Origin of the sequence: Escherichia sp. UTM R2, from assembly GCF_048593455.1 — a bacterium.
GTDB classification, from domain to species: domain Bacteria; phylum Pseudomonadota; class Gammaproteobacteria; order Enterobacterales; family Enterobacteriaceae; genus Escherichia; species Escherichia coli.
In genome coordinates, this window is sequence record NZ_JBFWDY010000002.1 from 4,548,790 (window position 1) to 4,575,144 (window position 26,355).

23 protein-coding genes and 4 tRNA genes are annotated in these 26,355 nt (G+C 52.2%); 4 read left to right on the plus strand and 23 right to left on the minus strand.

What is annotated here, in order from left to right:
• Positions 1-122: 122 nt before the first annotated feature.
• The 21 genes from AB4H76_RS22720 to trxA form a co-directional block, all read right to left on the minus strand.
• On the minus strand, positions 123-1,358 hold the full coding sequence (locus AB4H76_RS22720; RefSeq protein WP_000941547.1) for an anaerobic sulfatase maturase: 1,236 nt from the start codon (positions 1,356-1,358) through the stop codon (positions 123-125).
• A gap of 146 nt (positions 1,359-1,504) precedes the next feature.
• Positions 1,505-1,581 (minus strand) — tRNA-Pro (locus AB4H76_RS22725).
• A gap of 42 nt (positions 1,582-1,623) precedes the next feature.
• Positions 1,624-1,710: transfer RNA gene (locus AB4H76_RS22730), tRNA-Leu, on the minus strand.
• A 20-nt stretch (positions 1,711-1,730) separates the two neighbouring features.
• Positions 1,731-1,806: transfer RNA gene (locus AB4H76_RS22735), tRNA-His, on the minus strand.
• Between the two features lie 58 nt (positions 1,807-1,864).
• A tRNA-Arg gene (locus tag AB4H76_RS22740) sits at positions 1,865-1,941 on the minus strand.
• Between the two features lie 102 nt (positions 1,942-2,043).
• Positions 2,044-3,429: a bifunctional threonine/serine APC transporter ThrP gene (thrP, locus tag AB4H76_RS22745; protein WP_000774731.1), complete on the minus strand. Its 1,386-nt coding sequence runs from the start codon at positions 3,427-3,429 to the stop codon at positions 2,044-2,046.
• Positions 3,430-3,619: 190 nt separating this feature from the next.
• Positions 3,620-4,360: a lipopolysaccharide N-acetylmannosaminouronosyltransferase gene (gene wecG / locus AB4H76_RS22750; protein WP_001066626.1), complete on the minus strand. Its 741-nt coding sequence runs from the start codon at positions 4,358-4,360 to the stop codon at positions 3,620-3,622.
• A gap of 2 nt (positions 4,361-4,362) precedes the next feature.
• Entirely contained in the window at positions 4,363-5,715 is a 1,353-nt protein-coding gene (gene wzyE / locus AB4H76_RS22755; RefSeq protein ID WP_000055131.1) for an ECA oligosaccharide polymerase, read from the minus strand.
• The gene (gene rffT / locus AB4H76_RS22760) at positions 5,712-6,791 is read right to left on the minus strand and encodes a TDP-N-acetylfucosamine:lipid II N-acetylfucosaminyltransferase (RefSeq protein WP_000217220.1); all 1,080 of its coding nucleotides are present in this window, start codon (positions 6,789-6,791) and stop codon (positions 5,712-5,714) included. The genes wzyE and rffT overlap by 4 nt, the downstream gene beginning before the upstream one ends.
• Positions 6,788-8,038 (minus strand): lipid III flippase WzxE, encoded by a 1,251-nt coding sequence (wzxE, locus tag AB4H76_RS22765; protein WP_000050260.1) that lies wholly within the window; start codon positions 8,036-8,038, stop codon positions 6,788-6,790. Before wzxE ends, rffT begins: the two co-directional genes overlap by 4 nt.
• A 1-nt stretch (position 8,039) precedes the next feature.
• Positions 8,040-9,170 (minus strand): dTDP-4-amino-4,6-dideoxygalactose transaminase, encoded by a 1,131-nt coding sequence (rffA, locus tag AB4H76_RS22770; RefSeq protein ID WP_000612044.1) that lies wholly within the window; start codon positions 9,168-9,170, stop codon positions 8,040-8,042.
• A gap of 4 nt (positions 9,171-9,174) precedes the next feature.
• Positions 9,175-9,849 (minus strand): dTDP-4-amino-4,6-dideoxy-D-galactose acyltransferase, encoded by a 675-nt coding sequence (gene rffC / locus AB4H76_RS22775; RefSeq protein ID WP_001145168.1) that lies wholly within the window; start codon positions 9,847-9,849, stop codon positions 9,175-9,177.
• A complete protein-coding gene (gene rfbA / locus AB4H76_RS22780) occupies positions 9,827-10,708 on the minus strand; it encodes a glucose-1-phosphate thymidylyltransferase RfbA (RefSeq protein WP_000676056.1) in 882 nt (293 codons plus the stop codon). Before rfbA ends, rffC begins: the two co-directional genes overlap by 23 nt.
• Positions 10,709-10,726: 18 nt before the next feature.
• Positions 10,727-11,794, minus strand: coding sequence for a dTDP-glucose 4,6-dehydratase (rffG, locus tag AB4H76_RS22785; RefSeq protein WP_021574853.1), 1,068 nt, complete (start codon positions 11,792-11,794; stop codon positions 10,727-10,729).
• Complete coding sequence (wecC, locus tag AB4H76_RS22790) at positions 11,794-13,056, minus strand: UDP-N-acetyl-D-mannosamine dehydrogenase (protein WP_000006621.1); 1,263 nt, start codon at positions 13,054-13,056, stop codon at positions 11,794-11,796. The genes rffG and wecC overlap by 1 nt, the downstream gene beginning before the upstream one ends.
• Entirely contained in the window at positions 13,053-14,183 is a 1,131-nt protein-coding gene (gene wecB, locus AB4H76_RS22795; protein ID WP_000866670.1) for a non-hydrolyzing UDP-N-acetylglucosamine 2-epimerase, read from the minus strand. The genes wecC and wecB overlap by 4 nt, the downstream gene beginning before the upstream one ends.
• Positions 14,184-14,238: 55 nt before the next feature.
• The gene (wzzE, locus tag AB4H76_RS22800; protein ID WP_001295256.1) at positions 14,239-15,285 is read right to left on the minus strand and encodes an ECA polysaccharide chain length modulation protein; all 1,047 of its coding nucleotides are present in this window, start codon (positions 15,283-15,285) and stop codon (positions 14,239-14,241) included.
• An 11-nt stretch (positions 15,286-15,296) separates the two neighbouring features.
• A complete protein-coding gene (wecA, locus tag AB4H76_RS22805; protein WP_001050960.1) occupies positions 15,297-16,400 on the minus strand; it encodes a UDP-N-acetylglucosamine--undecaprenyl-phosphate N-acetylglucosaminephosphotransferase in 1,104 nt (367 codons plus the stop codon).
• Positions 16,401-16,639: 239 nt separating this feature from the next.
• Complete coding sequence (gene rho / locus AB4H76_RS22810) at positions 16,640-17,899, minus strand: transcription termination factor Rho (protein ID WP_001054527.1); 1,260 nt, start codon at positions 17,897-17,899, stop codon at positions 16,640-16,642.
• Positions 17,900-17,983: 84 nt separating this feature from the next.
• Positions 17,984-18,085 (minus strand): rho operon leader peptide RhoL, encoded by a 102-nt coding sequence (rhoL, locus tag AB4H76_RS22815; protein ID WP_001295255.1) that lies wholly within the window; start codon positions 18,083-18,085, stop codon positions 17,984-17,986.
• A gap of 140 nt (positions 18,086-18,225) precedes the next feature.
• Complete coding sequence (gene trxA, locus AB4H76_RS22820; protein ID WP_001280776.1) at positions 18,226-18,555, minus strand: thioredoxin TrxA; 330 nt, start codon at positions 18,553-18,555, stop codon at positions 18,226-18,228.
• A 130-nt stretch (positions 18,556-18,685) separates the two neighbouring features.
• On the opposite strand from trxA, the gene rhlB reads away from it, so the two are divergent.
• Both rhlB and gppA read left to right on the plus strand, forming a co-directional pair.
• Entirely contained in the window at positions 18,686-19,951 is a 1,266-nt protein-coding gene (rhlB, locus tag AB4H76_RS22825) for an ATP-dependent RNA helicase RhlB (protein ID WP_000047499.1), read from the plus strand.
• Positions 19,952-20,084: 133 nt separating this feature from the next.
• Positions 20,085-21,569 carry a guanosine-5'-triphosphate,3'-diphosphate diphosphatase gene (gppA, locus tag AB4H76_RS22830; protein ID WP_001299253.1) on the plus strand — a complete coding sequence of 495 codons (1,485 nt, stop codon included), beginning with the start codon at positions 20,085-20,087 and terminating at the stop codon, positions 21,567-21,569.
• A 46-nt stretch (positions 21,570-21,615) separates the two neighbouring features.
• On the opposite strand, the gene rep is transcribed toward gppA, so the two are convergent.
• Positions 21,616-23,637, minus strand: coding sequence for a DNA helicase Rep (rep, locus tag AB4H76_RS22835; RefSeq protein WP_001238884.1), 2,022 nt, complete (start codon positions 23,635-23,637; stop codon positions 21,616-21,618).
• A 216-nt stretch (positions 23,638-23,853) separates the two neighbouring features.
• Between rep and AB4H76_RS22840 the strand changes: the two genes are divergently transcribed.
• Both AB4H76_RS22840 and ppiC read left to right on the plus strand, forming a co-directional pair.
• Positions 23,854-24,303, plus strand: coding sequence for a type II toxin-antitoxin system PemK/MazF family toxin (locus AB4H76_RS22840; protein WP_000996683.1), 450 nt, complete (start codon positions 23,854-23,856; stop codon positions 24,301-24,303).
• 198 nt (positions 24,304-24,501) lie between these two features.
• On the plus strand, positions 24,502-24,783 hold the full coding sequence (gene ppiC, locus AB4H76_RS22845) for a peptidylprolyl isomerase PpiC (protein WP_001140251.1): 282 nt from the start codon (positions 24,502-24,504) through the stop codon (positions 24,781-24,783).
• 86 nt (positions 24,784-24,869) lie between these two features.
• Here the strand turns inward: ppiC and ilvC are convergent, their stop codons facing one another.
• Positions 24,870-26,345, minus strand: coding sequence for a ketol-acid reductoisomerase (ilvC, locus tag AB4H76_RS22850; RefSeq protein WP_000024939.1), 1,476 nt, complete (start codon positions 26,343-26,345; stop codon positions 24,870-24,872).
• Positions 26,346-26,355: the final 10 nt, after the last annotated feature.

Here is a 26,355-nt window from a genome sequence, read left to right on the forward strand (position 1 = left end):
GCGATGCTGACGCATCTTATCCAGCCTACAGAACGCTGCAATTTATTGAATTTGCAAGGATTATAGGCCGGATAAGGCGTTCACGCCGCATCCGGCAATCAACCGCAGGCGGCCGCCGATTTCTACTTATTCACCACCATCAAATGCGCCTGCATAATGTCGCTGGCCGGACGACCGTGCGCCAGCAAATCAGCCATTGCTTTAAGATATGGCGGTAGATGGCGGAAATAACGCTGATACCCGGCACACAAATAATTCAGCCCCGGTTTACCGCTGGCATCGAGCATAAAGCGGTGTTTCGGACAGCCTCCCCAGCACGCTTTTAACACGTTGCAACTGCGACACTGCGCCGGTAACTGCTTAAATTTATCTTCACCAAACACCTGCTGTTGCGGGGAATCTACCATTTCTGCAATTGTCTGCTGAAGCATATTCCCCAGTCGATATTGCGGATAAACATAGTGATCGCAGGCGTAAACGTCGCCGTTGTGTTCAACAATCACCGAGCGCCCACAGGTTGGCTGATGATGGCAAACCGCTCCTGGCGCACCGACAAAATTGGCAAACGCCCATTCGATATTCATCACGAAAATCTTGCCGACGTCGCGTTTGATCCAGTGGTCGAATATCGCCACCAAAAATTCACCGAACTCCTCGGGGCGTACCGACCATTCCGTCAGTTCGCCCTGAATATCGCCGGGAGCATGTAGCTTAAGTCCAGCATGAACAGCCGTTTCATCAGCCAGGCGTTCGACCACAGGAATAAACTGGATAAACTCAACGCCTGCATCACACAGAAAATCATAGACTTGCAAAGGTTGTAACGCACTGGTGCGATTTACGCAGACCAGCACGTTATAGTCGACATGATGTTTTTGCAGGAGCGTCAGGGCACGCATCACCAGCTTATGCGTTGGTCTGCCGCCTTTGGTCACGCGATATTGATTGTGGATCTCAGCCGGACCATCCAGCGATAACCCAACAAGAAAATGATTTTCTGCCAGAAATGCACACCATTCGTCATCAAGCAGCACGCCATTAGTCTGGAAGCTGTTACTTATCTTCCTGTCAGCACCATATTTCGCCTGTAGCGCCACGGCACGGCGGTAAAAATCCAGCCCGAGTAACGTTGGTTCGCCGCCCTGCCAGGTAAAAGCCACTTCGTTTTGGGTTTCGCTGGCAGCGATATAGTGACGGACATACGCTTCCAGCGTGTCATCGTCCATATGCGTGACTGGCTTTTCGCGGTAAAGGGATTGTTTTTCGAGATAAAAACAGTAGTCACAGTTCAGATTACAATCGGAACCGCTCGGTTTCGCCATCACATGAAAAGCACGCGTTGGAACCTGTTGCAGCATGGTCACTCCTTGCCTGAAGTCATCCTTCAATACGTTAAGGGCGAAATCATACCGTGGGGCAATGAGTTATTACGGGCGTTTATTGCGAAGGGAGGGTGACGAAATGCACAGAAAACAAAAAACCCCGCCGAAGCGGGATTCAAAATTGGTCGGCGAGAGAGGATTCGAACCTCCGACCCACTGGTCCCAAACCAGTTGCGCTACCAAGCTGCGCTACTCGCCGAAATACTGCTTTTTGAATTTTTAGTTCAATTCTTTAAAGTCGTGGTGCGAGGGGGGGGACTTGAACCCCCACGTCCGTAAGGACACTAACACCTGAAGCTAGCGCGTCTACCAATTCCGCCACCTTCGCATTGTCACAACTTCTAATAATGGGGTGGCTAATGGGATTCGAACCCACGACAACTGGAATCACAATCCAGGGCTCTACCAACTGAGCTATAGCCACCACTACAAATCTTGTTACGCGATATTACTACCACCGCAGCTCAAGCGCCGGGACTAAATGGCGCGCCCGACAGGATTCGAACCTGAGACCTCTGCCTCCGGAGGGCAGCGCTCTATCCAGCTGAGCTACGGGCGCTTAGCGCCGTTGCGGGGGTGGATAATACGGACTTCCCACCCCTCTGTCTAGTCCCTTTTTAAATAAATTGCGCGTTTGGTTACGGTTTGTGCGTTTTGCTGCTTATTCCTCCAGTTTATGCGCTTTCCCGTGGCGATTAAGGCCAAAAACTTTATAAATCGCCGTCACCGCCAGCATAAAGATGATGCCAACAAACAGCGACATACGCGTATCTTCATTAAAGTACATGCCGATCAAAACGCAAATCAGGAATGCCATTGTTACGTAGTTGGCCCACGGGAACAGGATTGAGCGGAACGGATGGCTGGCAATCGCCGCTTTATGTGCACGCCGAAAACGCAGCTGGCTTATCAATATCACAAACCATGGCACCATCCCCGGAAGCACGCTGGCACTGTAGACGTAGACAAACACACGCTGCGGATTGGGAATGATGTAGTTCAGGCATGAGCCAATTAGCAGAATAGCAATAGATACTGCCACACCCGCAACCGGTACGCCGTGACGGGAAACTTTCGCCATTGCCGCCGGTAACTGACGGTTTTTCGCCAGTGCATAGAGCATACGTCCGCAACTGTACATGCCGCTGTTACAGCCAGAGAGCGCAGCCGTCAGCACCACAAAGTTGATAATGCCCGCCGCTGCGGTAATGCCGATTTTGGCGAAAGTCAGTACGAACGGGCTACCGTTGCTGCCTATTTCATTCCACGGGAAGATGGTGACGATAACGAAAATCGCGCCTACGTAGAAAATCAGGATTCGCCACAGCACCTTGCCTACGGCACTGCGCAGCGTCACCTGCGGATTCTTCGCTTCACCGGCAGTAATGCCAATTAGTTCCACGCCCTGGTAGGACGCTACCACAATACACAGCGCGGTCAGGAACCCTTTCCAGCCACCCGCAAAGAAACCGCCATGCTCTGTGAGATTGCTAAAACCAATCGACTGCCCGCCATTGCCAAAGCCAAAGAAAATCACGCCCAGGCCAATAACAATCATCACGATAATCGTGGTGACTTTGATCATTGCGAACCAGAACTCGATTTCGCCGTACAACCGCACCGCCGCCAGATTCGCCAACGCCACCAGCGCCACCGCGATCAATGCGGGTATCCACTGCGCCATCTCCGGGAACCAGAACTGGACATAAACGCCAATGGCGGTGATTTCTGAGATCCCCACAGCCATCCACATAAACCAGTAAGACCAGGCGGTGAGATAGCCAAAAAACGGGCTCATATAACGATGCGCATAAACGGCGAACGAACCGGTAACCGGTTCGAGGAACAACATTTCGCCCATTGAACGCATGATGAAAAAGACGAATAGCCCGGCGATGATATAGGCCAACAATACGGATGGCCCGGCCCACTTCAGGGTACTGGCGGCCCCCATAAACAGGCCGACGCCAATGGTGCCCCCCAGGGCGATGAGTTCGATATGTCGAGCTTCCAGCCCACGCTGTAGCTCTGGTTTGTTATCTGCCATAAATCCTCGTGTTGTGTTTGCATGCTTTCCGGTGTTACCGGTTATCGTTATGGGTACATCGAGTGTTGCGAATGTTTTCGTAATTCAGGAGAAATGGCAAATAAAGCATTAAAAATTTGAATGCTTTGTGTAATAAAAAAGCAGACAGGCGACGGAGTGACCACTCCGTCGCTTTACAAAGAGAGGAAAATCAGAGGTTGCCGGTGTAGTGCCAGCGTAAATAACGCAGCAAACGAAGCTGACGCTTAATGCGGCTCGGCTGCGAAAGCAGGCGGTAGAGCCACTCCAGTCCCAGCGTTTGCCAGATTTTCGGTGCACGTTTTACGTGACCGGTGAAAACATCGTAAGTCCCGCCAACGCCCATATACAGCGCATCCGGATGCACCAGACGGCAGTCGCGCATGAAGATCTCCTGCTTTGGCGATCCCATCGCAACAGTGACGATTTGCGCACCGCTGGCATGAATGCGTTCAAACAGCGCCTGACGCTGCTCGGGTTTAAAATAACCATCCTGACTGCCAACGATATTCACATTCCACTGGTTGCGCAGTTTAGCTTCAGTTTGCGCCAGCACTTCAGGTTTACCGCCCACAAGAAATACCGGCGTCCCTTCTTTGCCTGCGCGCGCCATCAGCTCTTCCCAGAGATCGGCCCCGGCAACGCGGGAAACCTGCGCCTGCGGGTACTTTTTACGTACTGAACGTACAACGCTGATGCCATCCGCATATTTAAATTCGGCAGCGTTAATTAACTCCCGGACCTCGGCGTTATCTTCAATGGTCAGCATTTTTTCGGCATTAATGGCAACCAGCGTTCCCTGCTTAAGCTGCCCGTCAGCAAACAGATAATCGAGGGCGTGCTGCATATCACGCCAACCAATCAACTGTAAGCCACGCAGTGTATAGGTCGGTGCCGTGGTGGTGTTATTCATTGTTATCCTTCAATCTGCGTCCGGAGCGATGATTTTGTACGTTTATGAATGAGTCCGGCGCTTTCAAAAAGCCAGTACAACAGTTTTGCGATCATCAGACATGCGCCGAAGACCACGATAAAAAAGACCACGCGTGAGACAAACGAATCCAGCCCTTCACGCGCCAGCACGATCATATTGAAGATCGCCCCGAAGCAGAAACTGTGTAATATCGCAGCCTTATAGCGATTAGTCTCGCGGTTGCCCAGCTCATACAGCCAGTCGAACCATTTGATGATCAGGCCAACCACAATCGCCCCGAGCGGGATGAACAACGCGCCGCCCATCACCACCAGTGAGCCTATAAGCGTAGGCGAGATCGCCAGTCCGGAGTGGTTATTCAGCACTTCCCAGGTAAAGTAGTTGGCTGAGTTCAGCACCATACTCGGGCGACCCGGCCACAGCCAGGAAGGGATAAAGACATAGAAATCGCGGACAATTGGAGCCAGGCCCTGGAAGTCGATGTTGTCGTAGTTCTGCAACAGCAACGCCAGATTCTCCCACGGTGAAAAGGTGTCGCGAGTGAGATAGAGAAACGTATAGAACGCTTCATCGCCGCTCACATTCATTCCATAGCGTTTTAACGCCAGCCAGAACATGCCCACAATCCCCAGCACACCCGCCGCCGCCAGCATCCACAACGAAATCCAGCCGCGAATAATGCCAATAAACAGGAAGATAGCGAATGCGATGATGATATTGGCGCGAGTGCCGCCGACAATCATATAAGTCAGCAAGCCAAAGGCGACCGTGCTGACGAGGAAAAACAGCCACGCTTTGCTGTCCTGGCGCAGAAAGTAGACCACCAGCATCGCCGGGATGAAAAAGTAAAAGAAACGTTTTAACGCCACGCCGGAGACTTCACTGGAGAAGATCTGACTGTAGGAGTTAAGACGGAACAGCAAAAAACCGTTGTGCATGAAGAAGATGCCGACGCTTACCAACGCAATGCCCATCAGGATCACCCACGTGAGATTGGTCTCCACGCGGTTCATGGTAAACAGCGGACGGCGCGGTACATCAGCAACGCGTTTGCGTAGGCGGGTTTTGTAGGTGACATAGTAAACCGCGTAGAAGCAGCCCGCAGAAAGCAACGCCTGCAACAAGATTTCTGGCGGCGCGACACCAACATCAAAGCGAAATACCAGCACGCTGGTCAGCGGGAAGCCGAAGAAAAAGGTGAGCAAAAACAGCAATGAAAAGAAGACATTGAAGTTAAAACGCACACGGCGAAACTCAAACCAGGTCAGCGTGGCAATAAACAGCGTGCAGAGCAGCCAGACAACAAACAGGCCACTGAATTGCAGCAGACTCATGCGACCTCCCCGGCGGCAATCGCCAACGCCCGCTGCCAGCCTTGTAGATAGTTAGGGCTAAAGAAGGCAATGGTGTTTTTATCCACCGACGCCAACTGGCGCTGCGCTTCACGCACAATATCCTCGTTGAGATCGTCGGTAGTAAACAGCACCGGCAAATGCTGTTCCGTCATATCCTGCCAGAACGGATTTTCCCGGTTAAGCACACAAGGAATGCCCGCCTGAATCAGTAAGCACAGCGTACCAATGCCCTGCTGGCGGGCAAAAATAAAGTAACCAAGATCGCACTGACGAAGTAGCGTCAGATAGGCGTCAAATTCCAGTTTTTCGCTCAGAACTTGCAGATTTTCTTCGCTGAATAACTCCAGCCCCGCCTGACGAACTTCCTCGATGTACGCTTCGTTATTAGGCGGATATCCCATCGGCACCACCACTTTTACCGTATCGCCAAATTGCTGATGAACGGCGCGCAAGGCAGCAATATGCTCATTGCTGCGGTCGCCGGAGTTGCCCACCAGAATGGTCATTTTCCCTTCACATTGCCGATCGTTCGCCATCGTATTAAGAGAAGGGTCCATCCGCGTCGGGAAGTACAGCAGTTCTCCCCGCACCTTTGGATGCGTTTTGGCAAAAAAGCTCAAATCACCGCGGGTGGCAAATACACAGCCGACTCTCTTTTGCGCCAGGCGACGTAGCGGGTAAAAAAGCTTATATCTCAAGCCACTGGAAAGCTCATACAGGTCTGCTCCCCAGATATGCCAGAAAAACTGGCTGGGCTTAATGCCACCACTCAGCAGAGCCAGCCACAGTTTGGGATTGAACTGACCGTGGAAGAAAAAACGCTGCTGACGGTTAGCTTTTGCTTTCGCGATGACCGCTTCCGCCAGCGATTTTTTCCCAGGGAAAAATTGCACAGAAAGCGCCGGACAGCTATCACTTAAGCCGTCGTCCTTGCCAACAACCATAAACTCGCGCGCGTGCTCGCTCGTCGCGGCCAGCGCGTCGTTGAAAAACCGCAGAACGGTTCGGTTATGGTGAGGGATATCCGATCCCAGAACGTGAATCAGTACAGTCATGCCCGCCTACGCCAGAGTAAAAACACGCCACAACAAAGAGAAAAATAGACGATATAGGTTGCCATATAGGCCTGTGCTGCGCCCAGTGCGCCATGCGCAGGGATTAGCCAGTGGGCAAATACCATCAATAAAGTGAACTGGCTGATTTCCGCCAGAATATAAAACCGCAGTGACGCTTTGGCGATCACCAGATAACCAAAGACATAAGCGCCCACTTTTAACACATCACCCACTAACTGCCAGGCAAAGAGATCGCGCATAGCGGTAAATTTATTCGACAACAGCAGCCAGATAGCAAAATCACGCAGCAACCAGACGGTAAAACTCGCCGCCGCCACTGCCGGTAAGACGAATTTCAGCGATTTAACCACTTCCCGGGTGATATCGCGCTTTTCCGTTAGCCGCGACAACGTGGGCAGCAAATATACGCTGAACGATGCCGTAATAAATTGCAGGTAGGCATCGGAAATACTGCTCACCCCTTGCCAGATCCCCACCTCATCCCAGCTATACTGCGCCGCCAGCAGTTTACGCATCATGATGTAAGCAACAGGCAAGGTCACCGACGTAATCAACGCCATGAGCGTAAATTTGCTCAACTGCCCTGCCAGACCGTTATCCCAGCTGGGTTTCAGATAGCTTAACGGGATGACACCACGTTTGATCAACATGATGGCGGCAGGAATTACCACCAGCGCGGGAATCAGCGCCAGCCCCAGCAACGCCCCTTCATAACCGCCCAAACGGTAACTGACGTAGTACGCGAGAACGCCAATCAAGCTGCCGACAATCAGCGATAACGCATTACCTGCGGCATCGCGAAAGCCTTTCATCAGCGCCAGTAACAGGTTGCCCCAGGCGATCCCCATTTGCACCAGCGCTACTAAACGCACCAGCCCCTGATAGTCGGTATTACCAAACAATCCCTGGCTGATTGGCGCAGCTGCCAGCACAAAAACCAGCGCCATCAGCGTAGAGAAACCAAGTACCATCGCTGATGAAGTGCCGACCACGCGGCGCAGCTGCTGCGGATTATCATGGTACTGGGCAACGTATTTGGTTACACCGTTAAAGATGCCAGCCCCGGCAAGCACGCCGAGCACGGTAATCAACTGGCGGAAATTTGCCGCCAGCCCAAGCCCCGCCGGACCAAATGACACCGCCAGCAACTTACCGACCAGTAACCCGGCACCAATCTTGACCAGTGTACTGGCCGCCGTCCACAAGGACGCTTTCGCCAACGACATATCAGGAGAAGTAGTTCAACAAAGTCGCAATTACCGTACGCTGATTGACGGGCGACAGGTTGTAGAACAGCGGCAGGCGCAGCAGGCGCTCGCTCTCTTTGGTGGTGTAGCGATCTTCACCGTGGAACTCACCAAAGCGTTCCCCCGCAGGGCAACCGTGCAGCGGAATGTAATGGAACACCGCCATGATTTCCGCTTCTTTCAGAAAGTTAATCAATGCGCTCCGGTCATCAATATCCCGCAGTTTAATGTAGAACATATGCGCGTTCTGCACGCAGCCATCGGGAATCGACGGCAGCTCGATACGCCCGGCTTTCGCCAGAGGCGCTAACGCATCGTAGTAGTTTTGCCACAGCGCCAGACGTTGCTGGTTGATACGATCCGCTGCCTCCAGTTGCGCCCACAGGTACGCAGCTTGCAGATCGGACATCAAATAGCTGGAGCCGATATCGCGCCAGGTATATTTATCGACCTGACCACGGAAGAACTGGCTGCGGTTAGTGCCCTTTTCACGGATGATCTCGGCTCGTTCGATCAACGCTTTATCGTTAATCAGCGTCGCGCCGCCTTCACCACCCGCCGTGTAGTTTTTGGTTTCATGGAAGCTAAAGCAGCCAATATGACCAATGGTTCCCAGTGCACGCCCTTTATAAGTGGACATCACGCCCTGAGCGGCATCTTCCACCACAAACAGATTATGCTTTTTCGCCAACGCCATAATGGTGTCCATTTCGCAGGCCACACCCGCGTAATGGACCGGCACGATAACGCGCGTTTTGTCGGTGATCGCCGCTTCAATCAACGTTTCGTCGATATTCATGGTGTCCGGGCGAACATCCACAAAGACGATTTTCGCGCCACGCAGCACAAAGGCATTGGCGGTGGAGACAAAGGTGTAGCTCGGCATGATCACTTCATCGCCAGGCTGGATATCGAGCAGCAGCGCCGCCATCTCCAGCGAAGCGGTGCAGGACGGCGTCAGTAACACTTTGGCGCTGCCAAAACGTTGCTCCAGCCACTGCTGGCAGCGACGGGTAAAACCACCATCGCCGCACAGTTTGCCGCTACCCATTGCCGACTGCATATAGTCGAGTTCGGTTCCCACCACCGGCGGTGCGTTAAATGGAATCATGTGATCACCTGTATAACCAGTACGCGGTGCTTTCTACATTCGCACCACTTTGTATGTATCGTTTAAGCGCGGCGGTGTTGCCCATCTGGGTCGCCACCCGCAAAGTTGTTTTACCGCGAGCATACGCCCAGTTTAGCGCCGTTTGCATTAGCTCAGCACCTGCACCGCGTCCAGCCAGCAGGCCAATTCGCGCATCTGTCGCATTGAGTTCCCGTAAAGAGACATAACCGCGAATATCGCCGGACGCCGCACGTAAAATCAGACATTGATGATCAAAGGTGCCGCGCACGGCATTTTCAATCCACTGTGCATAAAAGCGACCGCTAGCGTCAGGCGCATACCACGGCGCACGAAAACGGCTTTGCGCAAATGCGGCGCTGGCTAACTGACGTAATGCGGGAATATCGGTCTCTTGTGCCACTACTGCACCGCTATCACTGACATTGTTCACGGGTAGCGCCAAATCAACTTCACCTTCTACCAGGGAGAATCCCAGCTGTTGCAGGGCATCCAGTTCACCCGTATTTGATGCCGCAATTTTGGCCTGCACCCGTGACCACGGCGCTAAGGCGTCTGGCGTCAGGAGTGCCGCGTCAGGACTAATACGCACAATGGCGCTGTTAACACCAAAGAAGGCGTTTTCCCAGGTTAGTGGCTCAATACTGGCGCGGACGGGCACGAAGTAACTCCAGCAGATATTGGCCGTAGCCGGTTTTCGCTAATGAACTGGCGGCGCGCTTCACGCCTTCGTCATCAAGCCAGCCGTTACGCCAGGCGATCTCTTCCAGGCAGGCAATCTTAAAGCCCTGGCGTTTTTCCACCGTCTGTACAAAGGTGCTGGCTTCAATCAGGCTGTCGTGAGTGCCAGTGTCCAGCCAGGCAAATCCGCGCCCGAGCAGTTCAACGGTCAGGTTGCCCGCCTCGAGGTACATCTGGTTGATGGAGGTAATCTCCAGTTCACCACGCTCCGACGGCTTCACCTGCTTTGCGTACTCCACGACTTTACTGTCGTAGAAATAAAGTCCGGTCACCGCCCAGTTTGACTTCGGCTGTTTTGGCTTTTCTTCCAGCGAGATAGCGCGGAAATTGTCGTCAAACTCCACCACGCCAAAGCGTTCCGGGTCCATCACCTGATAGCCAAAAACCGTCGCCCCTTCGGTGCGCGCCGCAACATGACGCAGCTTCGGACTGAAGCCCTGACCGAAGAAGATGTTATCGCCCAGCACCAGACAAGAAGGTTCACCATTAAGGAAGGTTTCACCGATGATAAAGGCCTGCGCCAGACCGTCCGGGCTGGGCTGTTCGGCATATTCCAGCTGGATACCGAACTCACTACCATCGCCCAGCAGGCGCTGGAAATAACCTTTATCTTCCGGCGTAGTGATGATGAGAATTTCGCGGATACCGGCCAGCATCAGCACCGACAGCGGATAGTAAATCATTGGCTTATCGTAAATCGGCAACAGTTGCTTCGATACGCCGCGCGTAATCGGATGCAATCGGGTGCCGGAACCGCCCGCCAGGATAATACCTTTCATGTTTGCCTCCGCTGAAAATTAGCCTTTCAGACCTAAACGCTCGCCCTGATAGCTGCCGTCCTGCACCTGCTTCCACCAGCTTTCATTAGCCAGATACCACTGCACCGTTTTACGCATTCCACTTTCAAAGGTTTCCTGCGGCAGCCAGCCAAGTTCACGGGCAATTTTCGAAGCATCAATGGCATAACGCAGATCATGCCCCGGACGGTCAGCGACAAAGGTGATCAAGTCACGATAGTGCACCACGCCGTGCGGCTTGTTCGGAGCCAGTTCTTCCAGCAGCTCGCAAATGGTTTCCACAACATCGAGATTCTTACGCTCGTTGTGACCACCAATATTATAGGTTTCACCGACTTTCCCGGTGGTCGCCACGCAATACAGCGCGCGAGCGTGATCTTCCACATACAGCCAGTCACGGATTTGCTGCCCGTTGCCATATACCGGCAGCGATTTACCCGCCAGCGCGTTGAGGATCATCAGCGGGATCAGTTTTTCCGGAAAGTGGTAAGGACCGTAGTTATTCGAGCAGTTGGTGATAAGCGTCGGCAGACCGTAGGTCCGCAGCCAGGCGCGCACCAGATGGTCGCTGCTGGCTTTTGACGCGGAATAAGGGCTGCTCGGCGCATACGGCGTGGTTTCGGTGAAGAAATCATCCGTCGAGTGCAGGTCACCATATACTTCGTCAGTGGAGATATGATGAAAACGGAACGCTGATTTTTTATCTTCCGTTAGCGCATTCCAGTAAGCCCGCGCCGCTTCAAGCAATGTATAAGTCCCGACAATGTTGGTTTCAATAAACGCTGCCGGGCCGTCAATAGAACGGTCAACATGGCTTTCGGCTGCCAGATGCATGACACAGTCTGGCTGATGCTCAGTGAATACGCGTGCCAGTTCTGCCCGATCGCAGATATCAACTTTCTCAAAGGCAAAGCGCTCGCTTTGCGCGACCGGTGCCAGCGACATCAGGTTTCCGGCGTAGGTCAGCTTATCGACCACTACCACCGCGTCGCTCGTTTCGTTGATGATATAACGCACCAGCGCCGAGCCAATAAACCCGGCACCACCTGTTATCAGAATTTTTCTCATCAGCGCCAGACTCCTTTGGCATCGACGACATACTGCTGATGGACATTGTCGCCATTGATAACTTTGAACTGACTATGATCGACCAGCATCACCAGCACGTCTGCCGTTGCCAGCGCCTCGTCAAGCTGCGCCAGAGTACAAAGCCCGGTCAGTTTTTTCGGCAACTGGTGGATGTTAGGCTCAACAACCAGAGTTTCGCCGCTATGCCACTGGGCGATCAGTTCAGCGATTTCCATCGCCGGGCTTTCGCGCAGGTCATCAATATTCGGTTTAAACGCCAGACCAAAGCAGGCGATTTTCAGTTCACTGGCGCGTTTATCGGTAGCCGCCAGGCAATCAGCCACCGCCGCTTTCACCTGATCGATAACCCAGAACGGTTTGTGATCGTTCACTTCGCGCGCGGTACGGATAAGCCGCGCCTGCTGGGGGTTCTGTGCCACGATAAACCACGGATCAACAGCAATGCAGTGACCGCCCACGCCAGGGCCAGGCTGAAGAATATTAACGCGAGGGTGACGATTCGCCAGGCGAATCAGTTCCCAGACGTTAATCCCCTGATCGGCACAAATCAGCGACAATTCATTAGCAAAAGCGATATTCACATCGCGGAAGCTGTTTTCGGTGAGCTTACACATTTCCGCCGTCCGCGAGTTAGTGACGACACACTCACCTTCGAGGAAAATTTTGTACAGTTCGCTGGCGCGGGCCGAACAAACCGGCGTCATACCACCAATCACGCGATCGTTTTTAATCAGCTCGACCATTACCTGTCCTGGTAACACGCGTTCCGGGCAGTAAGCAATGTTGACGTCCGCCTGCTCGCCCACCTGCTGCGGGAAAGTGAGATCTGGACGCATCTCTGCTAACCATTCTGCCATCTTCTCGGTTGACCCCACCGGCGAGGTGGATTCAAGGATCACCAGCGCGCCTTTTTTCAGCACTGGCGCAATGGAGCGAGCAGCCGATTCAACGTAGGTCATATCTGGCTCATGATCGCCCTTAAACGGCGTGGGTACAGCAATCAGCCAGGCATCCGCTTCAACTGGCGTCGTGCTCGCTCGTAAAAAACCGCCTTCTACGGCAGTTTTTACTACACTCGCCAAATCAGGTTCGACGATATGGATTTCGCCACGATTGATGGTATCAACCGCATGTTGGTTGATATCGACACCAATTACCTGTTTTTGCCGTGAGGCAAACGCTGCTGCCGTTGGCAGCCCGATATAACCCAGTCCGATAACAGAAATGGTCGCAAAACTCATAGTGATATCCGATTATTTTTTAACGCTTCCAGAATGCGAGAGCATGCCTGACCATCACCATACGGGTTATGGGCGCGGCTCATAGCTTGATATTCGTTTTCGTCTTTTAAAAGACGCGTCACTTCCTCGACAATTCGCTGCTTATCCGTGCCTACCAGACGCACCGTACCCGCCGTCACCGCTTCCGGACGCTCAGTGGTATCGCGCATCACCAGCACAGGTTTCCCCAGCGAAGGCGCTTCTTCCTGAATGCCGCCTGAGTCGGTCAAAATCAGCCAGGCGTGGTTCATCAGCCAGACAAACGGTAAATACTCCTGGGGATCGATCAGAATGACATTTTTCACATGCCCCAGAATGCGATTGACCGGCTCTCTGACGTTCGGGTTGAGATGCACCGGATAGACAATCTGGATGTCCTGGTGCGTGGTGGCGATGTCTGCCAGCGCGTGGCAGATTTCTTCAAAGCCACGACCGAAACTTTCACGCCTGTGACCGGTCACCAGAATCATCTTTTTATCGGGGTCGATAAACGGGTAATTTGCCGCCAGTTCTGAACGCAGCGTGTCGCTGCTCATCACCTGGTCACGCACCCATAACAGTGCATCAATAACTGTATTACCAGTAATGAAGATTCGGCTATCCGCAACGTTTTCACGCAGCAAGTTTTGCCGGGAAGTTTCGGTTGGAGAGAAGTGATACATCGCCAGATGCCCGGTCAATGTACGGTTAGCCTCTTCCGGCCACGGCGAATAGAGATCGCCCGTGCGCAGACCAGCCTCAACGTGACCAACAGGAATACGCTGATAAAACGCCGCCAGGCTGGTTGCCAGCGTCGTCGTTGTGTCGCCGTGAACCAGCACGACGTCTGGTTTGAACTCGGCAAGAATAGGTTTTAGCCCTTCCAGAATCCGACAGGTTATCTCTGTCAGGCCCTGTCCTGGCTGCATTATGTTGAGATCGTAGTCAGGTACAATGGAAAAGAGTTTCAGCACCTGATCAAGCATCTCCCGATGCTGCGCAGTGACGCAAACTTTAGCCTCAAAAAAAGGATCTTTTGCCAACGCATGCACCAACGGAGCCATCTTGATGGCTTCCGGGCGCGTACCAAATACAGTCAGTACTTTCACATCGATTCTCTTCGAATAAGCGGTGAGCGCCTTTGCGCTCACCGCAGCAGTGTTGCTATTTCGAGCAACGGCGGGTTAATGCGACACCAGCCCCGATCAGCCCCCCGACAATGCCCCACATAATCATCAGGAAGGCACGACGTGGGCTATCGCGTTTTACCGGTTCTTCCGGCGTACGCAAATAGCGATAGGTCTGAAAACGCGGATCCAGGGTTGGACCAACATTCAGGGTGTTTAACATGGCCCGATTCTGATCATAGTCGAGATCAAAGGCCGGACCGACGGCCTGTAAATTTTCCAGTCGAGCCTGGAGCATTGGACGCCCAAGCAGGAACATTTCTGAATCAGGTAATTCCTCGGCAGGCACATCTGTCGCACTGCGCGAAATATTATGCTGCTCAGCAATTTTCAGCGCCTGTTCAATACTGTTCATCCGGCGGTCGTAGATGGCTTTCGCCACCTCTTCCTGACGCTTCACCTGTGCTTTCATCTGGATGGTACGCGCCGCCCATGCGCCTTTCAGCTCATCATTCAGATGGCTGGCTGCACGCTGGCTGGCAAAAGCAACATACTGACGTAACAGGTTATTAGCGTCAGGCGCGGTTTCAGCAATAAGCTTCACGCTGTCATTGACCGCGCGGGTAAAGTCTCCGGGGATAAACTGGATGTTGTTAATCATTTCATCCAGCAACGCCGCATCGGCTTTGCTGTTGCCCACCATCCGCTGTTTGTAATAGTCGGTTTGCAGCCAGAACTCTCTGCGGGTATCCCACGAGGCCAGTTGCATAACAAACTCTTTATAGGCTTCGTCCATGACCGATGGTTGGTCGGCAGAAGCCATGTTTGAACGGACATCCAGGTTACGCAAAAATTGCTGCTGTGAGTAATATCCCCCCAGCATATTCACCGTTGGACGATCGGTAATCGCCGTCGAGCTCCACTCCTGACGAGCAAAAAACGTATACGCCAGCGCGATTAACGCAAACGCCAGCCCCATGCCAATAATCCATAGCTTCCCAGCCCACAAGGTACGAAACAACCCACGAATATCCAGTTCATTTTCAGCGTCTTCGGCCGGTTTCCCAGGCATTGGTTGTGTCATCACATCCTCATTTATTTGGTTAAATTGGGGCTGCCACCACGATTTCTACGCAGTCTGCGTTTTACGCGCTTAATAAAGCGAGCAACTTTCCAGGCACGCTTAATGCAATATCCATAGAGGAAGAATGCTAGCAAAAAGAGCACCAGCATGACCCACTCCGGGACAAAATGAGAATATTCTGCCAGCACGCCAATGGAAGCGAGCAGTGCTGCGGCAAGGGTAATCAGCACAAACGCCTGACGGGAAGTAAACCCGGCACGCATGATCAAATGGTGAATATGCTGACGGTCAGGAGAGAATGGGCTCATGCCTTTACGCAGGCGACGGTACATAATCGCCACCATATCCATTAGCGGAATGGCGATTATCCACAAAGCGGTAACCGGGCTGATGGGATGGGTTTTGCCCTGGGTCGTTTCGAGCAGGATCCAGATAACGGTAAAACCAATCAGCGTACTGCCCGCATCCCCCATAAAGACTTTGTAGCGGCGACCCAGGATACCAAGGTTAAGCATGATGTATGGCAGGATGGCGGCGATCATCGCAAAGCACCAGATTGCGAGGCTGGTTTGCCCGTCGAACCACAAAATCATACCGATTGCTGCAAACGAGACGCAGGACAACCCGCCCAGCAAGCCATCAATGCCATCAACCATGTTGAACGCATTAATGGCCGCCCAGACGGCAAATAGCGTCAGGAAGTAACCAAACGGTCCGAGCACCATCTCCCAGGAGCCAAAGATATAACCCAGGCTACTGAGATAAAGCTTGCCGAACACCATCATAACAATGCCAACAGCGGCCTGTATGGTGGCACGGATTTTTACGCTGATATCAAAACGGTCATCCAGCGCGCCAATGAAAACAAGCACACCGGCACAAGCGAGATAGAGAGATGCATGCGGAATATAGTAATCGACAATTCCGAACGTGAAGCAAATCCCTGCGTAAACCGAAATCCCCCCAACGAGAGGTATCAATCCCTGGTGACGTTTGCGGAAGTTTGGTTTATCCACTAAACCGACTTTTTTTGCCACCTTACGGGCAAAAAACAGAAACAGTGTCGTGAATAAAAAAATACTGATGAGATCAGTACTCACTGTCAGTAAATTCACAATGCATGCTCTCAGAGAAAATTATTAGCAGAAGTATAACCACGAAGACCTTTATTCAGAAGGGAAAGTCCGTTCCGAACCCACCAGTCCTGTGCAAAAATTAACCATTTGATATGCAAATTGCATAACACGCCAGCAAATTCCAGGAATTTTCCTAACATCGCCAGCGCGGCATTAAGATTACAGATATAAAAGCAAAACGCCACGTAAACACGTGGCGTTTTTGGCATAAGACAAATTTATGAGCGTTTCATCATTTCGAAGAAATCGTCATTGGTCTTGGTCATGGCCAGTTTATTAATGAGGAATTCCATTGCATCGATTTCGCCCATCGGGTGAATGATTTTGCGCAGGATCCACATTTTCTGCAGTTCTTCCTGAGTCGTGAGCAGCTCTTCTTTACGGGTACCAGAACGATTGTAGTCGATAGCCGGGAAGACGCGTTTTTCAGCGATCTTACGAGAGAGGTGCAGTTCCATGTTGCCTGTACCTTTAAACTCTTCGTAGATAACTTCGTCCATTTTAGAACCGGTATCGATAAGCGCCGTCGCGATAATGGTCAGGCTGCCGCCCTCTTCCACGTTACGCGCCGCACCAAAGAAGCGTTTCGGACGATGCAGGGCGTTGGCATCCACACCACCGGTCAACACTTTACCTGACGCCGGAACAACGGTGTTGTAAGCGCGCGCCAGACGAGTGATGGAGTCGAGCAGAATGATAACGTCTTTCTTGTGCTCAACCAGGCGTTTGGCCTTCTCGATCACCATTTCCGCAACCTGAACGTGGCGAGATGCGGGTTCGTCAAAGGTAGAAGCAACAACTTCACCTTTTACCAGACGCTGCATCTCGGTTACTTCTTCCGGACGTTCGTCGATCAGCAGAACCATCAGCACACAATCCGGGTGGTTGTAAGCAATGCTCTGAGCAATGTTCTGCAGCAGCATGGTTTTACCGGCTTTCGGCGGTGCCACAATCAGACCACGCTGACCACGACCGATAGGTGATGCCAGATCCAGTACGCGAGCAGTTAAATCTTCAGTAGAACCGTTACCACGTTCCATACGCAGACGAGAGTTTGCGTGCAGCGGGGTTAAGTTCTCAAAGAGGATTTTGTTGCGGGCGTTTTCAGGTTTGTCGAAGTTAACTTCGTTAACTTTCAGCAGCGCAAAATAGCGTTCACCTTCTTTCGGCGGGCGAATCTTACCAGAGATGGTATCACCAGTGCGGAGGTTGAAACGGCGGATTTGGCTAGGGGAAACGTAGATGTCATCAGGACCGGCGAGGTAGGAGCTGTCTGCGGAACGGAGGAAACCAAATCCATCCTGCAATATCTCCAGTACGCCATCACCAAAGATATCTTCGCCACTCTTTGCGTGCTGCTTCAGGATGGCAAAAATAATGTCCTGCTTACGCATACGAGCCAGGTTTTCCAGCCCCATATTTTCGCCGAGAGTGATCAGCTCAGAAACCGGCGTATTCTTTAATTCGGTAAGATTCATAGTGGTGTGAGTTCTTAAACTTGGGGTAAATCTCGAACTTAATGTTGTGAATGGTATGGCAGGATCATCCATGCCTGTTTACGGTCATCGACTCATGTCTTTTCGCTGCCTGGTCACAGGAGAGTACGCAGAACTGAAACGACAAGACGGATTGAGTGACGAGCCAGAAATCTGTTCACTTCGCATTTAAGATAAAACGGGAAGCGTTGGAAATTACAAGATTCAAACTTAATAAGGTATGTTTAATACGAAGTCAACACTAAGTTAGCATGACTCACGCCGGGCGTCCAGTTTTTAGCGACGGGGCACCCGAACATGAAATTCCCTTACGCCAGGTTAGCGTCGAGGAACTCTTTCAACTGACCTTTAGACAGTGCACCCACTTTGGTTGCCGCCACTTCACCGTTTTTGAACAGCAGCAGAGTCGGGATACCACGGATGCCATATTTCGGCGCAGTGCCAGGGTTTTGATCGATGTTCAGTTTTGCAACGGTCAGTTTGCCCTGATATTCGTCAGCGATTTCATCCAGAATCGGGGCGATCATTTTGCACGGACCGCACCACTCTGCCCAGAAATCGACGAGGATCGCCCCGTCCGCTTTGAGTACATCCGTGTCAAAACTGTCGTCAGTCAGGTGAATAATTTTATCGCTCATATATAACTCCACAGGAATAAGCCTGGCGTGTTGGTTTCGTTGTTGGTGTAACATTAACCAACTAAAGGTTGACTTTATTTCACCGGATACGCTTTCGTAAAGCAATAGTAAGCTGATATTCTACCACACTATGAGCAAAACACATTTAACAGAACAGAAGTTTTCCGACTTCGCCCTGCATCCGAAGGTTGTAGAAGCCCTTGAAAAAAAAGGGTTTCATAACTGTACGCCCATTCAGGCACTGGCCCTTCCGCTGACGCTGGCGGGTCGTGACGTAGCCGGGCAGGCGCAAACCGGTACCGGGAAAACGATGGCGTTTCTTACGTCAACGTTTCATTATCTTCTCTCTCATCCTGCGATTGCCGATCGCAAGGTGAATCAGCCGCGTGCCTTAATTATGGCACCGACGCGTGAACTTGCCGTGCAGATCCATGCCGACGCAGAACCGCTGGCGGAAGCTACTGGCCTGAAGCTGGGTCTGGCTTACGGTGGTGATGGCTACGACAAACAGCTGAAAGTGCTGGAAAGCGGCGTTGACATTCTGATTGGCACCACGGGGCGTTTAATTGACTACGCCAAGCAGAACCACATTAACCTCGGTGCCATTCAGGTGGTGGTACTGGACGAAGCCGATCGCATGTACGATCTGGGCTTTATTAAAGATATCCGCTGGCTGTTCCGCCGTATGCCGCCTGCAAACCAGCGCCTCAACATGCTGTTCTCTGCCACGCTTTCGTACCGGGTACGTGAACTGGCGTTTGAGCAGATGAACAATGCCGAATATATTGAAGTGGAACCGGAACAGAAAACGGGCCACCGTATTAAAGAAGAGCTTTTCTACCCTTCTAACGAAGAAAAAATGCGTTTGCTGCAAACGCTGATCGAAGAAGAGTGGCCAGACAGAGCGATTATTTTCGCCAATACCAAACACCGTTGTGAAGAGATCTGGGGCCACCTGGCGGCAGATGGTCATCGTGTCGGTTTGTTGACAGGCGATGTCGCGCAGAAAAAACGTCTGCGTATTCTTGATGAATTTACCCGTGGCGATCTGGATATTCTGGTTGCCACCGACGTTGCCGCGCGTGGTTTGCATATTCCGGCAGTGACGCACGTCTTTAACTACGATTTACCCGATGACTGTGAAGATTACGTTCACCGTATTGGTCGTACAGGTCGCGCAGGCGCAAGCGGTCACTCTATCAGCCTGGCGTGTGAAGAGTATGCATTGAATTTGCCTGCTATTGAGACCTATATTGGTCACTCAATTCCGGTAAGCAAATACAATCCGGACGCATTGATGACCGATCTGCCAAAACCGCTGCGCCTCACGCGCCCACGTACAGGCAATGGTCCGCGTCGTACTGGCGCTCCGCGTAATCGTCGTCGTTCAGGTTAAATAAAATGCCATACTCAAAATCATTCAAACTGTATCAAGATGGCAAGAGAATGAATCCCGATGAGCATACTGTAGTAAGTGATTCAGGTGAAAGAATGCAGCCAACACAGAGACAGATTGAAGGATGAAGAGTATGGGTTCCACCTCGTCGCTGTATGCAGCCATTGATCTCGGTTCGAATAGTTTTCATATGCTGGTTGTGCGCGAGGTGGCTGGAAGCATCCAGACGCTGACGCGAATAAAACGCAAAGTGCGTCTGGCTGCTGGCCTGAATAGCGAAAATGCCCTGTCTAATGAAGCAATGGAGCGCGGTTGGCAATGTCTGCGCCTGTTTGCTGAACGTCTGCAAGATATCCCTCCCTCGCAAATTCGCGTTGTCGCTACGGCGACATTACGTCTTGCCGTCAATGCGGGTGATTTTATTGCCAAAGCGCAGGAAATCCTCGGTTGTCCGGTACAGGTGATCAGCGGTGAAGAGGAAGCACGTCTGATTTATCAGGGCGTTGCTCACACAACTGGCGGTGCCGATCAGCGCCTGGTGGTGGATATAGGCGGTGCCAGTACTGAACTGGTAACCGGCACGGGTGCACAAACCACCTCGTTGTTCAGCCTGTCGATGGGCTGCGTCACCTGGCTGGAACGCTATTTTGCCGATCGTAATCTGGGGCAGGAAAATTTTGATGCTGCAGAAAAAGCGGCACGCGAAGTGTTACGTCCGGTTGCCGATGAATTACGGTATCACGGCTGGAAAGTGTGCGTTGGTGCTTCCGGCACCGTGCAGGCGTTACAGGAAATCATGATGGCACAGGGGATGGATGAACGCATTACCCTGGAAAAGTTGCAGCAATTGAAACAGCGAGCCATTCATTGCGGTCGGCTGGAGGAACTGGAGATTGACGGGCTGACGCTGGAACGTGCGTTAGTGTTCCCGAGTGGTCTGGCGATCCTGATCGCCATTTTTACCGAACTGAATATTCAGTGTATGACCCTGGCGGGCGGTGCGCTGCGTGAAGGCCTGGTCTACGGCATGTTGCATCTGGCCGTCGAGCAGGATATTCGCAGCCGTACGCTGCGTAATATTCAGCGCCGCTTTATGATCGATATTGATCAGGCGCAGCGCGTAGCCAAAGTTGCGGCTAACTTCTTCGATCAGGTGGAAAAGGAATGGCATCTTGAAGCAATAAGCCGCGATTTGCTCATCAGCGCCTGTCAGCTTCATGAAATCGGCCTGAGCGTTGACTTTAAACAAGCGCCGCAACACGCTGCTTATCTGGTGCGTAATCTGGATCTTCCCGGTTTTACCCCCGCACAGAAAAAATTGCTGGCGACGCTACTGCTCAACCAGACTAATCCGGTCGATCTCTCATCGCTGCATCAGCAAAATGCCGTACCGCCGCGCGTCGCAGAACAACTCTGCCGTTTACTCCGCCTGGCCATCATTTTTGCCAGCCGTCGCCGTGACGATCTCGTGCCAGAGATGACATTACAGGCTAACCATGAACTGTTGACCTTGACGCTTCCGCAAGGTTGGCTAACCCAACATCCGCTGGGTAAAGAGATTATTGCTCAGGAAAGCCAGTGGCAGAGCTATGTCCACTGGCCGCTGGAAGTGCATTAATGAGTAAGTGCCGGATGCGATGCTGACGCATCTTTTCCGGCCTTGATTATTTCCCTCGTTTTGCCGCCATCATCGCTTTCAGATTCGCCAGATGGCTTTGCCCTTTCTGCATCCGTTCTTCGGCGCTGACCACTTTGCGCTCCTGTTCCCAAATCAGATCATCCTGCGGCAGCTCCAGCAAAAAGCGGCTCGGCTCCGGGCGCACCAGCTCGCCGTACTGACGGCGTTCTTTACACAGCGTAAAGGTCAATTCCTTCTGGGCGCGGGTAATGCCGACATAGGCCAGCCGCCGCTCCTCATCGATATTATCTTCATCGATGCTGCTCTGGTGCGGCAAAAATCCTTCTTCCATACCGACCATGTAGACATAAGGAAACTCCAGCCCTTTTGACGCGTGCAGAGTCATCAGTTGCACCTGATCCAGCTCTTCTTCACTCTCACCACGCTCCATCATGTCGCGCAAAGTAAAGCGCGTCACCACCTGGGTGAGCGTCATCGGCTCATCCAGTTCGCTGCCTTCCAGCATCTCCGTCATCCAGCTAAACAGTTGGTTGACGTTCTTCATGCGCATTTCGGCGGCTTTCGGGCTGGGCGATGTTTCGTACAGCCAGGATTCATAATCCATGCCGTGGATCAGATCGCGCACCGCGGCAATCGGCTCCCGCTCCGCCAGACGCTGGATTTCTGCCAACCAGTGAGTAAAGCGGGTCAATGCTTCATAACCACGTCCGCTAAGCGTCTGACTCAGGCCCATATCAAAGCTGGCGGTAAACATGCTTTTATTGCGCGTCATCGCCCACTCACCCAGCTTTTTCAGCGTCGCCGGGCCAATCTCTCTCTTCGGCGTGTTAACGATACGCAGAAATGCGCTGTCATCGTCCGGGTTAGTCAGCACGCGCAGATAAGCCAGCAAGTCCTTGATTTCAGGACGAGAGAAAAACGACGTACCACCAGATATTTTGTATGGGATGCGGTTTTGCATCAGGAATTTTTCAAACACCCGCGACTGATGGTTACCGCGATAAAGAATGGCGTAATCTTTGTACTGCGTTTTATTGACGAAGTGATGGGCGATCAGTTCGCCAGTAACGCGCTCGGCTTCATGTTCCTCGTTATTCGCGCTTAAAACTTTTAGCTCTGTGCCGTAACCCAGTTCGGAGAACAGATGCTTTTCAAAGACGTGCGGATTATTGGCGATCAGGATGTTCGCCGCTTTCAAAATACGTCCGGAAGAGCGGTAGTTCTGCTCAAGCTTAATCACCTTCAGCGCCGGAAAATCCTGGCTCAGCAGCACCAGGTTTTGCGGACGTGCGCCGCGCCAGGAGTAGATCGACTGGTCATCGTCACCCACCACGGTAAAGCGCGCGCGGCTGCCCACCAGCAGTTTCACCAGTTCATACTGGCTGGTGTTGGTGTCCTGATATTCGTCCACCAGCAGGTAGCGAATTTTGTTCTGCCAGCGCTCGCGGACTTCTTCATTGCGTTGCAGAAGTAGCGTCGGCAATAAAATCAGATCATCGAAGTCGAGCACATTACAGGCTTTCAGGTGTGCATCATACAGCCCATAACAATGGGCAAAAATACGGTCCCGCTCGCCAATCGCACTTGCTGCCGCCTGGGACGGTGTTTTGAGATCATTCTTCCAGTTAGAGATGGTCGAAATCAGTTGTTGCAGGAGAACTTTGTCATCTTCAATCAGCCCCTCGGTCAACTCTTTAAGCAAAGCAAGCTGATCGGTATCGTCAAACAGCGAAAAGTTCGCCTTCATCCCAAGCGCCGCATACTCGCGTTTGATGATATCCAACCCCAGCGTGTGAAAAGTGGAGATCATCAGCCCGCGCGCCTCTTTGCGACCCAGCGTCTGCCCGACACGCTCTTTCATCTCGCGCGCCGCCTTATTGGTAAAGGTCACCGCCGCGATATGTCGCGCCTGATAACCGCAACCGCGGATCAGATGGGCGATTTTATTGGTGATCACACGAGTTTTACCGGAACCCGCGCCCGCCAGCACCAGGCAGGGGCCGGTAACGAATTCGACAGCTTGTTGTTGGCCGGGGTTTAGACGCATAGGTGTATTGCTCAATCTTCGAACGGGGGGAGGATTGTAGCAGAATCGCATTTGAATGTGACCGCGTGTAAGCCGCTAACCGGTTGGCTGCGGATGTTTAAATCAGAGAGAGAAGACCGAAACCGGAGTTCATCGTGAATCCATTAGACTTAGAAAATATCGGGTCGTAACGTTGTGTTATTACTTTTTCAGAGTTTACTAAGGAGAGGTTTACTCGTGGCGATTAATTTCAGCCCTAAGGTTGGTGAAATACTGGAATGCAACTTTGGTAACTATCCTGTTATCCAGAATGGACAGTTCAGCACCACGTATTACGATGGCCGCATTCCTCCTGAAATGATAAAAAACAGGTTAGTTGTCGTGCTCAACGGAAAAATTAATGGCAACGCATGTATCGTCGTTCCATTATCAACCACTCGCGATCATGACAAGTTAAATCGTGGAATGCATGTTGAAATAGCCAGTAATGTTATCAATGGCCTGCAATTCTTTGATCAGCAGATTCGTTGGGCCAAAGCCGACCTGGTACAACAAGTCAGTCGAAACCGATTAAATAGAGCAAGGACTTACAGAGGGTATCTTAATCAATGTTTGCCACATGAGTTGGTTGCAGACATACAGAGGGCGGTCATCAAGTCAATCAATGCCATATCGCTCATAAATTGACAATAAAATAACCATCCCCGATAATGACTTTGTAGCCCATAGAGGCCCTAAGTTTTCTCCCCTTGAGGGACCTGCGAAGCCCGGATTTTCCGGGCTTTTGCCATATATGTACCAGCCCCTCCCTGACTGACAATTACGTTAGCATCTGCGGATCATGCTAAAATCGCCGCCTGACAATTATTCACTCAAGGCACGATCATGGCAAAAACAGCAGCAGCACTGCATATCCTTGTAAAAGAAGAGAAACTGGCTCTGGATCTTCTCGAGCAGATTAAGAACGGTGCCGATTTCGGCAAGCTGGCGAAGAAACACTCCATTTGCCCATCAGGCAAACGCGGCGGTGATTTAGGTGAATTCCGCCAGGGTCAGATGGTTCCGGCGTTCGATAAAGTGGTTTTCTCTTGTCCGGTACTGGAGCCGACCGGCCCGCTGCACACCCAGTTCGGATATCACATCATTAAGGTGCTGTACCGCAACTAATAGCAAGGCCTTCTCCAGGAGAAGGCCTTGAGTGTTTTCTCCCTCTCCCTGTGGGAGAGGGTCGGGGTGAGGGCATCAGCGCGCACTTAACCCGCAACAGCAATACGTTTCATATCTGTCATATAGCCGCGCAGTTTCTTACCTACCTGCTCAATCGCATGGCTGCGAATCGCTTCGTTCACATCACGCAGTTGCCCGTTATCTACCGCGCCTTCCGGAATAGCTTTACCCAGGTCGCCCGGTTGCAGCTCTGCCATAAACGGTTTCAGCAACGGCACACAAGCGTAAGAGAACAGATAGTTACCGTACTCAGCGGTATCAGAGATAACCACGTTCATTTCGTACAGACGCTTACGGGCGATGGTGTTGGCAATCAGCGGCAGCTCGTGCAGTGATTCATAATATGCAGACTCTTCAATGATGCCGGAATCGACCATGGTTTCGAACGCCAGTTCAACGCCCGCTTTCACCATCGCGATCATCAGTACGCCTTTATCGAAGTACTCCTGCTCGCCGATTTTGCCTTCATACTGCGGCGCGGTTTCAAACGCGGTTTTGCCGGTCTCTTCACGCCAGGTCAGCAGTTTCTTATCATCGTTGGCCCAGTCCGCCATCATACCGGAAGAGAATTCGCCGGAGATGATGTCGTCCATATGTTTCTGGAACAGGGGTGCCATGATCTCTTTCAGCTGTTCAGAAAGCGCATAAGCACGCAGTTTCGCCGGGTTAGAGAGACGGTCCATCATCAGGGTGATGCCGCCCTGTTTCAGTGCTTCGGTGATGGTTTCCCAACCGAACTGAATCAGTTTTTCTGCGTATGCTGGATCGGTACCTTCTTCCACCAGCTTGTCGAAGCACAGCAGAGAGCCAGCCTGCAACATACCGCACAGGATGGTTTGCTCGCCCATCAGGTCAGATTTCACTTCCGCAACGAAGGACGATTCCAGCACACCCGCACGGTGACCACCGGTTGCAGCCGCCCAGGCTTTGGCAATCGCCATGCCTTCGCCTTTCGGATCGTTTTCCGGGTGAACGGCAATCAGCGTCGGTACGCCGAACCCACGTTTGTACTCTTCACGCACTTCGGTGCCTGGGCATTTCGGCGCAACCATCACTACGGTGATATCTTTACGGATCTGCTCGCCCACTTCGACGATGTTGAAACCGTGCGAGTAGCCCAGCGCCGCGCCGTCTTTCATCAGTGGCTGTACGGTGCGCACTACATCAGAGTGCTGCTTGTCCGGCGTCAGGTTAATCACCAGATCCGCCTGTGGGATCAGTTCTTCGTAAGTACCCACTTTAAAACCATTTTCGGTCGCTTTACGCCAGGACGCGCGCTTCTCGGCAATCGCTTCTTTACGCAGAGCGTAGGAGATATCGAGACCAGAATCACGCATGTTCAGGCCCTGGTTCAGACCCTGTGCGCCACAGCCGACGATGACTACTTTTTTACCCTGAAGGTAGCTCGCGCCATCGGCGAATTCATCGCGGCCCATAAAGCGACATTTGCCCAGCTGTGCCAGCTGCTGGCGCAGATTCAGTGTATTGAAGTAGTTAGCCATGGTGATTCCT

What these genes read in the sequence shown, in the direction of transcription:
- wecG (WP_001066626.1), bottom strand. Translation starts at nt 4,360, where the DNA reads ATGAATAACACCACCACGGCACCGACCTATACACTGCGTGGCTTACAG.
- rfbA (WP_000676056.1), bottom strand. Translation starts at nt 10,708, where the DNA reads ATGAAAGGTATTATCCTGGCGGGCGGTTCCGGCACCCGATTGCATCCG.
- rffT (WP_000217220.1), bottom strand. Translation starts at nt 6,791, where the DNA reads ATGACTGTACTGATTCACGTTCTGGGATCGGATATCCCTCACCATAAC.
- wzxE (WP_000050260.1), bottom strand. Translation starts at nt 8,038, where the DNA reads ATGTCGTTGGCGAAAGCGTCCTTGTGGACGGCGGCCAGTACACTGGTC.
- rffG (WP_021574853.1), bottom strand. Translation starts at nt 11,794, where the DNA reads ATGAGAAAAATTCTGATAACAGGTGGTGCCGGGTTTATTGGCTCGGCG.
- wzzE (WP_001295256.1), bottom strand. Translation starts at nt 15,285, where the DNA reads ATGACACAACCAATGCCTGGGAAACCGGCCGAAGACGCTGAAAATGAA.
- rhoL (WP_001295255.1), bottom strand. Translation starts at nt 18,085, where the DNA reads ATGCGAAGTGAACAGATTTCTGGCTCGTCACTCAATCCGTCTTGTCGT.
- gppA (WP_001299253.1), top strand. Translation starts at nt 20,085, where the DNA reads ATGGGTTCCACCTCGTCGCTGTATGCAGCCATTGATCTCGGTTCGAAT.
- ilvC (WP_000024939.1), bottom strand. Translation starts at nt 26,345, where the DNA reads ATGGCTAACTACTTCAATACACTGAATCTGCGCCAGCAGCTGGCACAG.
- ppiC (WP_001140251.1), top strand. Translation starts at nt 24,502, where the DNA reads ATGGCAAAAACAGCAGCAGCACTGCATATCCTTGTAAAAGAAGAGAAA.
- rhlB (WP_000047499.1), top strand. Translation starts at nt 18,686, where the DNA reads ATGAGCAAAACACATTTAACAGAACAGAAGTTTTCCGACTTCGCCCTG.
- thrP (WP_000774731.1), bottom strand. Translation starts at nt 3,429, where the DNA reads ATGGCAGATAACAAACCAGAGCTACAGCGTGGGCTGGAAGCTCGACAT.
- trxA (WP_001280776.1), bottom strand. Translation starts at nt 18,555, where the DNA reads ATGAGCGATAAAATTATTCACCTGACTGACGACAGTTTTGACACGGAT.
- rep (WP_001238884.1), bottom strand. Translation starts at nt 23,637, where the DNA reads ATGCGTCTAAACCCCGGCCAACAACAAGCTGTCGAATTCGTTACCGGC.
- rho (WP_001054527.1), bottom strand. Translation starts at nt 17,899, where the DNA reads ATGAATCTTACCGAATTAAAGAATACGCCGGTTTCTGAGCTGATCACT.
- rffA (WP_000612044.1), bottom strand. Translation starts at nt 9,170, where the DNA reads ATGATTCCATTTAACGCACCGCCGGTGGTGGGAACCGAACTCGACTAT.
- wecC (WP_000006621.1), bottom strand. Translation starts at nt 13,056, where the DNA reads ATGAGTTTTGCGACCATTTCTGTTATCGGACTGGGTTATATCGGGCTG.
- wzyE (WP_000055131.1), bottom strand. Translation starts at nt 5,715, where the DNA reads ATGAGTCTGCTGCAATTCAGTGGCCTGTTTGTTGTCTGGCTGCTCTGC.
- AB4H76_RS22720 (WP_000941547.1), bottom strand. Translation starts at nt 1,358, where the DNA reads ATGCTGCAACAGGTTCCAACGCGTGCTTTTCATGTGATGGCGAAACCG.